This is a genomic window from Mycobacterium sp. 1245111.1 (assembly GCF_001673405.1).
Classification (GTDB): domain Bacteria; phylum Actinomycetota; class Actinomycetes; order Mycobacteriales; family Mycobacteriaceae; genus Mycobacterium.
This window is the reverse complement of the sequence record NZ_LZLV01000147.1, coordinates 35495-47873: the sequence shown is the minus strand read 5'-3', so window position 1 is coordinate 47873 and position 12379 is coordinate 35495. Positions and strand designations below refer to the sequence as shown.

11 protein-coding genes are annotated in these 12379 nt (G+C 64.9%); 7 read left to right on the top strand and 4 right to left on the bottom strand.

What is annotated here, in order from left to right:
* Positions 1-116 precede the first annotated feature (116 nt).
* The 4 genes from A5658_RS24715 (at position 117) to A5658_RS24700 (ending at position 4565) form a co-directional block, all read left to right on the top strand.
* Positions 117-860, top strand: coding sequence for an Rv3717 family N-acetylmuramoyl-L-alanine amidase (locus A5658_RS24715; RefSeq protein ID WP_067341627.1), 744 nt, complete (start codon positions 117-119; stop codon positions 858-860).
* 43 nt (positions 861-903) lie between these two features.
* Complete coding sequence (locus A5658_RS24710) at positions 904-2025, top strand: phosphotransferase (protein ID WP_067341625.1); 1122 nt, start codon at positions 904-906, stop codon at positions 2023-2025.
* A gap of 11 nt (positions 2026-2036) precedes the next feature.
* Positions 2037-2783 (top strand): MBL fold metallo-hydrolase, encoded by a 747-nt coding sequence (locus A5658_RS24705; RefSeq protein ID WP_067341622.1) that lies wholly within the window; start codon positions 2037-2039, stop codon positions 2781-2783.
* Positions 2784-3002: 219 nt separating this feature from the next.
* Positions 3003-4565 carry an LCP family protein gene (locus A5658_RS24700; RefSeq protein WP_067341618.1) on the top strand — a complete coding sequence of 521 codons (1563 nt, stop codon included), beginning with the start codon at positions 3003-3005 and terminating at the stop codon, positions 4563-4565.
* Here the strand turns inward: A5658_RS24700 and A5658_RS24695 are convergent.
* The 4 genes from A5658_RS24695 to A5658_RS24680 are packed head-to-tail and all read right to left on the bottom strand — an operon-like array spanning position 4558 to position 8627.
* Positions 4558-5433, bottom strand: a complete 876-nt coding sequence (locus tag A5658_RS24695) for an alpha/beta fold hydrolase (RefSeq protein WP_067341615.1) — start codon at positions 5431-5433, stop codon at positions 4558-4560. The genes A5658_RS24700 and A5658_RS24695 overlap by 8 nt on opposite strands.
* Positions 5430-6221: an SDR family NAD(P)-dependent oxidoreductase gene (locus tag A5658_RS24690; protein ID WP_067341612.1), complete on the bottom strand. Its 792-nt coding sequence runs from the start codon at positions 6219-6221 to the stop codon at positions 5430-5432. Before A5658_RS24690 ends, A5658_RS24695 begins: the two co-directional genes overlap by 4 nt.
* A gap of 20 nt (positions 6222-6241) precedes the next feature.
* Positions 6242-7018, bottom strand: a complete 777-nt coding sequence (locus A5658_RS24685; protein WP_067341609.1) for a glucose 1-dehydrogenase — start codon at positions 7016-7018, stop codon at positions 6242-6244.
* Positions 7008-8627, bottom strand: coding sequence for an NAD(P)/FAD-dependent oxidoreductase (locus A5658_RS24680; RefSeq protein ID WP_067341606.1), 1620 nt, complete (start codon positions 8625-8627; stop codon positions 7008-7010). The genes A5658_RS24685 and A5658_RS24680 overlap by 11 nt, the downstream gene beginning before the upstream one ends.
* A 157-nt stretch (positions 8628-8784) precedes the next feature.
* On the opposite strand from A5658_RS24680, the gene A5658_RS24675 reads away from it, so the two are divergent.
* From A5658_RS24675 to A5658_RS24665, 3 genes are read left to right on the top strand one after another with little or no spacing between them, the layout of a single operon-like run.
* Positions 8785-9969 (top strand): acyl-CoA dehydrogenase family protein, encoded by a 1185-nt coding sequence (locus A5658_RS24675; RefSeq protein WP_067341601.1) that lies wholly within the window; start codon positions 8785-8787, stop codon positions 9967-9969.
* Between the two features lie 22 nt (positions 9970-9991).
* A complete protein-coding gene (bphC, locus tag A5658_RS24670; RefSeq protein ID WP_067341643.1) occupies positions 9992-10900 on the top strand; it encodes a biphenyl-2,3-diol 1,2-dioxygenase in 909 nt (302 codons plus the stop codon).
* A complete protein-coding gene (locus A5658_RS24665) occupies positions 10897-12363 on the top strand; it encodes an FAD-dependent oxidoreductase (RefSeq protein WP_067341598.1) in 1467 nt (488 codons plus the stop codon). The genes bphC and A5658_RS24665 overlap by 4 nt, the downstream gene beginning before the upstream one ends.
* Positions 12364-12379: the final 16 nt, after the last annotated feature.

Here is a 12379-nt window from a genome sequence, read left to right as displayed (position 1 = left end):
AATCGAGTACGAAAAGATCGCTGCCATCCAGTCGGAGGCAGCATAAAGAATGCCTCCACGATTTCGGGGGAAGCCCACGTCGGCTGGCGCGCCAGTCTGGTTGCTAGTCTTTCGCGATGACCCCGCCGGCACTGCTGCGGATCAGCATCGCTGCGCTTGTTGCCTTCTCCATCAGCGTCCCGAGCGCGTCTGCGGCCCCGAACATCGCGGGGACGACCGTGTTCATCGACCCGGGCCACAACGGAGCGCAGGACGCCTCGATCAGCCGCCAGGTTCCGAATGGCCGCGGTGCGACGAAGGACTGCGACACGGGCGGCACGGCGACTGCCGGCGGCTACCCCGAGCATGCGTTCGACTGGGACGTCGCCCTGCGCGTGCAGGCAGCGCTCAACCAAACGGGTGTCCGAACTGAGATGTCGCGCGGCAACGACAGTTCCGTGGGACCGTGCGTCGATCAGCGGGCCGCGCTGGCAAATGCCATGCACCGCGACGTCGTCGTCAGCATCCACGCGGACGGCGGCCCCACAACCGGCCGTGGGTTCCACGTCAATTACTCCAGCCCACCGCTCAACGAGGTGCAGTCCGGACCCGCCGTCCAATTGGCCCAAACGATGCGGGATACGCTCGCCGGTGCCGGCATGCAGCCATCGACCTACATGGGATCGAATGGTTTGTACGGGCGCGCCGACCTGGCCGGGCTCAATCTGGCCCAAAACCCCGCTGTCCTAGTCGAATTGGGCAACATGAAAAACAGCACCGAGGCCGCTCAGATGGAGAGCCCTGACGGCCGCGCGGCCTACGCCGCGGCGGTCACGCAGGGCATCGTGGCCTACCTCAGCCACCAGGCCGCATCCAGTTAATACAATACTTTACAGATCGGCCGCTTTTTGTAACGCTGCTCGGGTGAACAACGTCGTGCCCGCCCTCGGGTTGGCCGCGCATCTGGGCCGCGGACTGCAGCGGGTGGCCACCGACGCAGCGCTCGGTCGCTTGCGCTCGCTGCCGCGATCGGTCAACGAGCTTGACGCCCAAGCACTCTCGAAGATTATCGGCCGCCAGGTCACCTCGGTCTCGATTATCGGCGGAGACGCCGGAACCTCCTCACGCGCCCGGCTGGCCCTGACCGGCGACGGCGTACCCGCCTCGGTCTTCGTCAAGATGCCCGCCGAGACCGCCGCCACCCGAATGATGGGCGAACTGGGCCGGCTCGCCCACACCGAGGTGATGTTCTATCGCCAGCTAGCCCCAGAGCTCACCGGGCTACCCGAGTGCTATGGATCGGCGTTCGACTCGCTGACCGGCCGCTTCGTCCTGGTCCTCGAAGACCTGGCGGTCGACCCCTGCGTATTCCCAGACACGCTGCATCCCCTCGACCATGATCAGGCGGCCAAGCTCGTCGAACTGCTTGCCGAATTGCACGCAGCGTTCTGGGAACGACTGCCCGCCAACGCAAGTCGATGGGTGTACTCGGCCTCCGGCGATCACACCTCCTTGCTGACCGGACCGCTGCTCAACACGTCGGCCCGGCGCCTCGCCGAGAGAACTGATATCCCCGTCGAAGACGGTCGCTTCATCATCGACAACTACCGCGCGGTCGCGAAACTGATTGACGAGCAACCGAACACGGTCACACACGGCGATGCACATCCGGGCAACGTCTACTTCCGCAACGGCCAAGCCGGCTTGCTCGACTGGCAGGCGGTGCGTCGCGGGCACCCCGGCCGCGAACTGTCCTACACACTGGTCACCGGAATGACCACCGCCGATCGCCAGGCCTGCCAGCGTGATCTGCTGGCCGTCTACCGTCGTGCACTGGCCGCCGCGGGCGGCCCAGACTTGGACGCCGACGAGCTGTGGCTGCGCTACCGGCAAGGCGCGCTGTACGCGTATGTGGCGCCGCTGATCACCGCCGGGATGGGCGGCATGCAGGACGAAAGCATTGCGCTGGAAGGTGTTCGACGCGGTGTGGCCGCGCTGACCGATCTGGAGACCGCCGCCGCGCTGCGGCTATCGTTGGCGTCATAAACGCTCTATCCATGCGGTTGACGGTTCTCGGGAGCGGTGGATGGATACCCACCAGCTCCCGCCAGACCAGCTGCTATCTGATCACCTCGGGCACCGAGGCGTTAATACTCGACGCCGGAACCGGTTTCGGCACCCTACACATCAACCCCTCGCTGCTCGACGGCGTCGAAAAGGTGACCGTCGCGCTCAGCCACTTCCACCTCGATCATGTGGCCGGCCTCGGCTTCGTCAGCGCACGCGCGCTGGGCGGCCGCGACCTCACGATCGCCGGGCCGGGCTCGATGGCGTATGGCCATCCCACCCGCGCGATCGTCGAGGAGCAGCTCCTGGCGTCCCCGTTGCAGACCACGTCGCCGTTGGCATCGGCGCGCTGGGCGGAATTGGGTTGGGACACGTTGGGGTTTGCCGGACACGAGATCCAGACCTGGGAGCAGACTCGCCACCCGCTGCCATCGGCGGGCTTTCGCGTCGGGGACCGCTTCGCCTACTGCACCGACACCGAGTTCGATCCGGAGACCATCCGGCATGTGGCAGGTGTGGCCACATTGCTGCATGAGGCGTGGGAGCCCAACAGCGCCGAACGCGGGCACACGTCGGGCGAGCAGGCCGGCACGATCGCCGCGGAGGCCGGGGTGTCACGCCTGCTGATCACCCACAACCATCCCCTGCCCGGTGTGGCCGAACGCACCGCCGAGGCAGCCCAGGCCCATTTCGACGCCGCGCTGTCGGCCCTCGACAGGGCCATTTTGGACCTCTAGCGGCACGATTTGGCCACAATTGGTACGCAACTGCAGAAACCCTGTGAGCGCACATCACCGCAGCTCAACCCGCTTTTGACCTAGTCGTCAAATTGAGAAGTTAGCTGGCTCACAGAACGCTGCTCAGCAAACTGCCGCATACTAGACGGCAAGTACCAATCAGCGCACATACATTTCATCCAGGGTCAGGCGCGGACCCCTACTACAGCCGAGATTGTCATGGGAGACGTGCAGCGACCCAGCTCCAAGCATCGCCACCGTGCGACGACGCCCACCAAGGGGCGCCACTCGCTGGCGCATGCCATCGGGGCGATCGTCGCGACGGGCGCGCTGCTGATGACCGCGTCGGGCTACTGGATGGCGCACGGCATGCTGAGCGGGATCACCGTCTCGCAAGCCCTGAGCCCCGAGGACCCGAAGTCCAACGGCAACGGGATGAACATCCTGCTGATCGGGCTGGACTCGCGCAAAGACCAGAACGGCGACGACCTACCGTGGAGCCTGCTGAAGCATCTGCACGCCGGCGACTCCGATGACGGTGGCTACAACACCAACACGTTGATACTTGCCCACATCGGCCCCGACGACAAAGTGTCCGCGTTCTCCATCCCCCGCGACGACTGGGTCGCGTGGAACGGCGTCCCGGGCTACAACCACATCAAGATCAAAGAGGCGTACGGCCTGACCAAGCAGTACGTCGAGCAGAAAATGATCAACCAGGGTGTCAGCAACCAGAAAGAGTTGGAGACCAAAGGCCGCGAGGCCGCCCGCGCGGCGACCCTGAAAGCCGTCCGCAAACTCACCGGGGCACCGATTGACTACTTCGCCGAGGTCAACCTGGCCGGCTTCTACGACCTGGCCAGCAGCCTGGGCGGTGTGGACGTCTGCCTCAAGCATTCCGTGTACGACGAGTACTCCGGCGCCGACTTCCCGGCCGGGCGCCAAAGACTCGATGCCGCACAGGCTTTGGCATTCGTCCGACAGCGCCACGGCCTGGAGAACGGGGACCTGGACCGGACGCACCGTCAGCAGGCCTTCCTGTCATCGGTCATGCATCAACTGCAAGACGCGGGCACGTTCACCAACATCGGGAAGCTGAAAGACCTGATGGCGGTAGCGCGCAAGGACGTTGTGCTGTCGGCGGGCTGGGATGAGGACATGTTCCGCAAGATGGGCGAGTTGGCCGGCGGTTCCATCGAATACCGGACCCTGCCGGTGGTGCGCTACGACAACATCAACGGCCAAGACGTCAACATCGTCGATCCGGCGGCGATCAAAGCCGAAGTAGCCGCGGCGTTCGGGACGTCCTCGGCGTCGACGCCATCGACCACTGCCGATGCACCCAGCCCATCGACCGTCGTCGATGTCGTGAACGCCAGCAGCACCGGCGGCCTGGCCAGCAAGGTGGCCCGCACGCTGAAGCACGACGGGTACACGACCGGCTCAGTGCGTGACCGGGTCAAGGGCGAACCCACCTCCACCACAATCGAATACGGGCCCGGCGCCGACGCTGATGCACGGGAAGTGGCAAGCCTGCTGGGCATCGACGCGCCCGACAAGGCCAACCACGAGCTGCAGTACGGCCACGTCCAGGTGGTCGTCGACGACAGCTTCTCCGTCCCCACCCAAGACGAATCTCTGGCGGAATCCACCACCGAATCCACCACGCCGTCAACGCTTTACGGCAGCTACGGGTGGAAGTCGAACATGACCACCACCACTGATCCTTCGCCCGATCAGGGTGCGCCGATCGATGGCGGCGGCGTCCCCTGCGTCAACTGACCTCTTTACGCAGCAAGAACGCCAACACCGCACTCTCGAAGGCCTCTTTCGCCTCGATCATCGCCCAGTGACCGCAGTTCGGGAACACATGCAATTCGGCGTTCGGAATGGTCCGCATCGGGAGCAGCGCCATATCCAGCGGGCTGACCCGGTCGTCGCGACCCCAGGTGATCAGCGTCGGCGCCTGCACCCGGTGCATGACCGCCCACGGTTGCGGGCCTTTGGACGACTCGAGAGCCTTCATCATCTGCGTGAACGCTTCTTTGCCGTACATCCGTCGGGCGCCGGCCAGTGTCGCCGGATCGGTGGCGTGCGTCCAGCGCTCCTCGATCAGCTCCTCCGTCACCGTGGCCGGGTCGTAGACCATGGACAGCAGCCAACGAACCAGTCCCTCCCGGGTCGGCTCATCGGTGAACTCCTGCAACAACCGGATACCTTCAGCGGGTGCGGGAGTCAGAATATTGCGGCCGATCCCGCCGATCGTCACCAACCGGCGCACGCGCTCCGGATGGGCGATCGCATAGTTGATCCCAACCCCGCCGCCCATCGAATTACCCAGGATGTCAACAGTTTCCAGGCGCAGCGCGTCGACGAATTGCACAACCGCGTCCAGCGCCGTGACCATCGGGTGGCCGCCGAAATCGTCGCTGACTCCGAATCCGGGGAACTCCAGGACCAGACAGCGGAAAAAGTCGGCGAACGCGCCCAGCACGCCGCGAAAATTACGCCAGCCCGTTACGCCCGGACCGGAGCCGTGGAGTAGCAGCAGCACTGGGCCGTCGGCCGCGCCGGCTTCGTGATAACGCAGAACGCCTGTGTCGGTGGCGATTTCACGAAGGGTGCTTTCATAGGTGAAATCTGTCGTCACGCGTGCGTACCGCCGTCGATCCGGATTTCGGTTCCGGTGATGAACGCGCCGTCGTCGGACACCAGCATCGCGATGACGCCGGCAACCGCGTCCGGACTGGCCATCCCGGCCCCACTGGATTCCTCGGTCGTGGGCAGGATCGGCATCAGCCTGGTGAACAGACCCCAATCCGCGTCCTGCGGAATGTATCCGCCTGTGGCATCGGTGATTCCGGACTTGATGCTGCCCGGCGCCACACAGACTGCTCGAAGACCCTGGCTGGCGTACTCCAGTGCCAAAGCGTGCGTGAAGGATTGAACCCCGCCCTTGCTCGCCGCGTACGCGGCCATGTACGGGTGCGCGAATGCCGCAGAGGTGGAACTGAAGTTGACGATCGCGCTGCGCGGGTTCTCCAGCAGGCTCGGCAGCGCCTCGCGGACCACCAGGAACGTTCCCGTCAGGTTGACCGCAATGATCTGATTCCACAGCTCCAAGGCCATCTGCTCGGTATGAACCGCCCGCAGAATTCCGGCGGCGTTGACCACGGAATCCAAACCGTGTAGGGAGTCGACCGCCGATTTCACCCCATCGACGACCGAGCGCTCGTCGCCGATGTTCATCTCCAGCGTGGTCAGACGATCACCATCGCCGGCTTCTGCGGCCTTCGCGCGGGTCTTCTCCAGTCCATCCGCGGCGACGTCGGCGGCAACCACCTTGGCCCCTTCGCTGAGCAGGCGCAGCGCGGTCGCCTGCCCGATGCCCGAGGCCGCCCCGGTCACCAGAATCCGGTTGTCTGCTAGTCGATTCATCTGCGCACTCCTGTCTAATGTCACTGGCCCATTGCATATTTCAACGTCGGCCCGGCGGTCCATCCCCCGTCGACGGCAATCTCCGCGCCGTTCACGTAGGCAGCGTCATCGGATAGCAGATAGCCGACCGCCCCGGCGATCTCCTCCGGCACCGCGATGCGGCCCATCGGGACGTCGGGGTAGTTGCCCTCACCGACCTGGACACCGACATGGGCGGTCATCGGGGTGGCGGTCATGCCGGGATGTACCGAGTTCACCCGGATCCGCTCGGGGCCCAGCTCGACGGCGGCGATCTTCGACAGACCGCGCACACCCCACTTCGAGGCCCCGTAACCCGCGGTGAACGCCAGGCCGAACAGGCCGGCGGCCGACGAGATGTTGACGATCGACCCACCGCCCACTGCACGCATCGGCTTGATCACCGCCTGTATCCCGTTGAACACACCAACCAGGTTGATGTCCAAGACCTTTCGGAAATGTGCAAGTGGCTCGTGCTCGAGAAACTGTCCGGTCGAGATGCCGGCGTTGTTCACCAAACCGGTGAGCGAGCCGAACTCCTCGACCGTGAGCTGCACGGCCGCCGCCCACTGGTCCGGGTCGGTGACGTCGAGGTGGGTGTAGCGCGCCTGAGCGCCGAGTTCACCGACCAGCGTGCCGCCCTCGTCGTCGAGCAGATCAGCGAGCACGACGCTGCCCCCGCGGGCCAGGATGTGACGCGCAAACGCCGCACCGAGGCCACCTGCCCCGCCGCTGATCAGCACCACCTTGTCCGCGAGCTGGCCGGAATCACTCTGCATAGCAACGGAATCCCTTGTATCCGGCGTCGGCCACCCCGGCGCAGATTTCGTTATAGACGGCGAAGCCGCCAACGAACAACATGAAGACACGCGGCTTGCCGGGGACGTTGGCACCCATGTACCAGGAGTTGGCTTTGGTGAAGAGCGTCGAGTCAGCGCGGCGGGCGCATTCGGAAACCCATTCGTCCACCGCGTCAGTGCTGGCTTCGATGCCGATATAGCCGCGGGCGTCGAGGTAGCTGATGCAATCGGCAATCCAGTTCACGTGTGCCTCGGCATGCAGAACCATGTTGGCCAGCACCGCCGGTGCACCGGGACCCGACACGATGAACAGGTTGGGAAACCCGTCAACACCCAGTCCCAGGTACGTTCGCGGTCCATCTCGCCAATTGTCGCGCAGCACCTCGCCATTTCGGCCGACAATGTCGATCTTTGCCAGCGCTCCCGTCATCGCATCGAAGCCCGTGGCGAAGATGATCGCATCCACGGCGTAATGGGCTTCACTGGTGTTGATGCCGGTGGCATCGATCGACGTGATCGGCGTCTCGCGCACACTGATCAGGCTCACGTGTGGCTCGTTGAACGTCTCAAAGTAGTTGCTGTCGGTGCAGATTCGCTTAGTTCCAATTGGGTGATCGGATGGAATCAGAAGATCTGCCACCTGCGGGTCATTAATGACCGCCCGGACCTTCTCCTCGTAAAACCTCCGGGCCTCTTCGTTGGCCTCGGGGTCGATCATCTGGTCCGGGAAAGTCTTGCTGAACAGCACACCACCTAGCTGCCAACGCTTTTCGAACGCGGCACGCCGCTCCTCGGGTGAAACCTCCATCGCCATTCTGTTGGTGCCGAGATACGGCGAACCCCCACCGCTGCGCCAGGACAGCCGCCGGCGCTCGTCGTAGCACGCTTTGATCTCGTCGACTTGCGCGGGAGTTAGTGGCTGGTTGCGAGCCGGGACGCTGTAGTTGGGAGTGCGTTGAAAGACGAAGAGCTGGTCGGCCTGCTCTGCGATCACGGGCACCGTCTGGATGCCGGATGATCCGGTCCCGATCACCGCGACACGCTTACCGGTGAAGTCGACAGCCTCGTGTGGCCAGTGAGCGGTGTGGTAGACGTCGCCGCCAAAGGTGCTCAAGCCGTCGAAGTCCGGTGTCATCGCGGCCGATAGCGCACCGGTGGCCATCAGGCAGAACCGGGCGGTGACGACGTCGCCGCTGTCGGTCGTGACGGTCCAGCGGAGCGTCTGCTCGTCGAGGACGGCGGAGGTCACTCGGGTGCTCAGCCGGATATCACGACGCAGGTCGAACCGGTCGGCGACGTGGTTGATGTACCGCAGTATCTCGGCCTGCGTCGCGTATTTCTCGCTCCATGTCCACTCCTGCTGGAGTTCTTCGGAGAACGAGTAGCAGTAGTCGACACTTTCCACGTCGCACCGCGCGCCGGGATATCGGTTGTGGTACCAGGTACCGCCAACGTCGGGCGCCGCTTCAAACACCCGGACCGTAAGCCCCTTGGAACGCAGTTTGTGCAGCGCGTACAAGCCCGAGAAACCAGCTCCGACGACCACGGCGTCGACGGTGGCTGTCGTCGGGTCAAGACTGTCGGTCACAACTTCGCAAGTTACGCGCTACTCCCACGACCCCGGCGAGCTATCCCAGTCAATGGACCCTCACCGGAGCGTTTTTGTCCGCTCACCGGGATCGCCCTCGAATTGGGCACGGCTGCGGTAGACCATTACTTAGCTCCCAAACTTAAGGACCAACAACATGACCGAGCGGGTAATCGACCGGGTGATGGCCATGGCCGATCAATTGCGTGACCAGGCCGCGGAAGCCGAGAACATCGGCCGGCTCACGGACGACAGCGTCAAGCTGATGAAGGGCGCCGGACTGATCCGGCTGCTGCAGACCAAGCAATACCAAGGCTTCGAGGTACACCCCCGCGAGTTCGCCGAGACGACGATGGCGACTGCGGCGCTGGATCCGGCCGCCGGCTGGATCGTTGGCGTAGTAGGCGTACACCCGTACCAATTGGCCTACGCCGACCCGAAGGTCGCGGCCGAAATTTGGGCCGACGACGTCGACACCTGGATGGCCTCTCCGTATGCGCCGCAAGGTGTGGCGAAACCTGTTGACGGTGGCTACATCTTCAACGGCCGATGGCAGTTCAGCTCGGGCACCGACCATTGCGACTGGATCATCCTGGGCGCGATGCTCGGCGACGACAAAGGCATCCCATTGATGCCGCCCCAGATGCTGCACATGATCCTGCCACGCAAGGATTACGAGATCGTCGAGGACTCGTGGAATGTGGTGGGGCTGCGGGGAACCGGCTCCAAGGACGTCATCGTCAAGGATGCGTTCGTCCCGAGCTACCGGACGATGGACGCGACAAAGGTCATGGATGGCACCGCCCAGCGCGAGGCCGGCATGACCGAGCCGCTGTACCTGATGCCGTGGTCGACGATGTTCCCGCTGGGCATATCCGCGGCCACCATCGGCATCGCCGAAGGCGCACTCGCCGCGCACCTGGACTACCAACGAGCGCGCGTCGGCGCCACCGGGACCGCGATCAAGGACGACCCCTACGTCATGCACGCGATCGGCGAGGCGGCCGCCGACATCAACGCCGCCCGCCAGGAGCTGCTGGCCAACGCCGACCGCATCTACGACATGGTCGCGGCCGGCAAGGAGGTGTCGTTCGCCGATCGGGCGGCCGGTCGGCGCACACAGGTGCGCGCGGTCTGGCGCGCGGTGTCGGCGGTCGACGAGATCTTCGCCCGCTCGGGCGGCAACGCGGCGCGGATGGACAAGCCTCTACAGCGGTACTGGCGCGACGTCCATGTCGGGCAGATGCATGCCATCCATGTCCCCGGAACCACCTATCACGCGGCGGCGCTGAGTTCGTTGGGCGTCGAGCCGCCGGATGGTCCACTACGGGCCCTGATCTAGAGAGCTTTAGGAAAGCATGCCGATGAGTGACTTGAAAAGCCTTGGCTACATTACGATTTCAACTAATGATGTCGAGCGCTGGCGGCATTTTGCGTTCGGCGTCTTGGGTTTCGCCGAGGGCAAGGGGCCGGACGCTTCGGCCCTGTACCTGCGGATGGACGAGCGTGCCGCCCGGCTGATCGTGGTGCCCGGTGAGACCGACCGGGTGCTCACCGTGGGCTGGGAAGTGCGTGACCATCCGGCACTGCAGCGGGTCAAAGCCGCACTCGACGGCGCCGGAATTGCGTTCAAGCAGCTGTCCACCGACGACGCCGGGGCCCGTCGTGTGGAGGAAGTGATCGCCTTCGAGGATCCTGCCGGCACCACATTGGAGGTGTTCCATGGCGCGGTGCTCGACCACAGCCCGGTGATAACGCCGTTCGGCGCGAAGTTTGTCACCGGCGATCAGGGACTGGGCCACGTCGTGGTGCCCGCGACCGATCCCAACGGGCTGTTCGATTTCTACACCGAGGTATTGGGATTTCGTTCCCGAGGGGCGTTCCGGGTGCCATTGCCGAAAGAGTTTGGCCCAGTGCGGGTTCGCTTCCTGGGGATCAACGAACGCCACCACAGCCTGGCGATTGTGCCGGCCGCGCACCAGCGTGACCCACGCCTGGTGCACATCATGGTCGAAGTCGACACGCTCGACGCGGTGGGTCAGGCATTGGACCGTGTCAACGCCGAGGGCTTCCAGTTGTCCTCCACGCTCGGGCGTCACACCAACGACAAGATGGTGTCCTTCTATGTCCGCGCACCCGGTGACTGGGACATCGAATTCGGCACCGATGGCATGCGGGTGGATGAAAACTATTACACCGCTGAGGAAATCACCGCCGACAGCTATTGGGGCCACCAATGGGTCGGCGAGATGCCCGCGGCCATGAGGCTATGACGCCAGACTTGGACGTCACACCGGTCCCGGGCGCGTCGATCACCTCCTGGGACGACGAGGCCGACGTTGTGATCGCCGGCTACGGGATCGCCGGCGCCGCCGCAGCGGTCGAAGCGGCCCGCGCGGGCGCCGACGTCCTGGTCCTCGAGCGAACCGGTTCATGGGGTGGAGCCGCCTCGATGGCCGGGGGCTTCATTTATCTCGGCGGCGGCACGCCGATCCAAAAAGCCTGCGGTTTCGAGGATTCCGTCGAAAATATGGCCGCGTTCCTGAACGCGGCGATGGGACCCGGCGCCGACGAGAACCGCATCGCCGACTACTGCGAGGGCAGCCTTGCCCACTTCGATTGGCTGGTCGACTGCGGTGTCGTGTTCAAACCCGAGTTCTTCGCCGAGCCCGGCTGGGAACCGATGGGCGATCAAGGCCTGATGTACAGCGGCGGCGAAAACGCGTACCCGTTCAACACGATCGCCACCCCCGCGCCGCGAGGACACGTCCCGCAGATGCAGAACAAGAAGCAAGGCGAAGCCAGCGCCGGCTTCATGCTGATGAAGCCGTTGGTCGATACCGCGACAGCGGCCGGCGCCCGGGGTCTCTACGACGTGCGGGCGCAGTGCCTGATCGTCGAATCGGACGGCAGGGTCGTCGGTGTGCGCGCCCGCCGGTACGGCACCGAGATGACGATTCGGGCACGCCGCGGCGTGGTGTTGGCGACCGGCAGCTTCGCCTACAACGACGCGATGGTGGCCCGATTCGCACCCCGGATCGCCGGTCGTCCGGCCGCGTCGATCGAGCAGCACGACGGTCAGGCGATCCGGATGGCCCAGGCGCTCGGCGCCGATCTGGCCCACATGGACGCCACCGAGGTCGCGATCTTCATCGACCCCCAACAGCTGGTGCGCGGCATCTTGGTCAACGGCCGCGGACAGCGATACGTCGCCGAGGACACCTATCCCGGCCGCGTCGGCCAGCTGACGCTCTACCAACAGGACAACACCGCTTACCTGATCATCGACAGCGACGCCCAGGACAACGCGATGAATTCGTGGTCGCCCAAGATGATGTTGCGACAGCCGACCTGGGTCGCCGACACCGTCACCGACCTGGAACGCGACATCGGTCTGCCGCCGGGATCGCTGCAGGCGACCGTTGCCGCCTATAACGAGGGCGCCGTCCGCGGTGAAGATCCGCTGCTGCACAAGAAGCCGCAGTGGATCAAGCCGATCGGGTCCCCGGTCGGCGCGATCGATCTCCGGGAGAGCACCGGCGGCTTCACGTTGGGCGGACTCGCTACGACGCTGCAGGCTGAGGTGCTGCATGTCAGCGGTGAGCCCATCCCCGGGCTCTTCGCCGCCGGCCGTTCGACCGCCGGGCTGGCCGCGTGGGGTTATGCCAGCGGTGTCTCGCTCGGCGACGGCAGCTTCTACGGCCGCCGCGCGGGCTGGTCGGCCGCTAGGGCCTGACCTGCGCTGATTCACC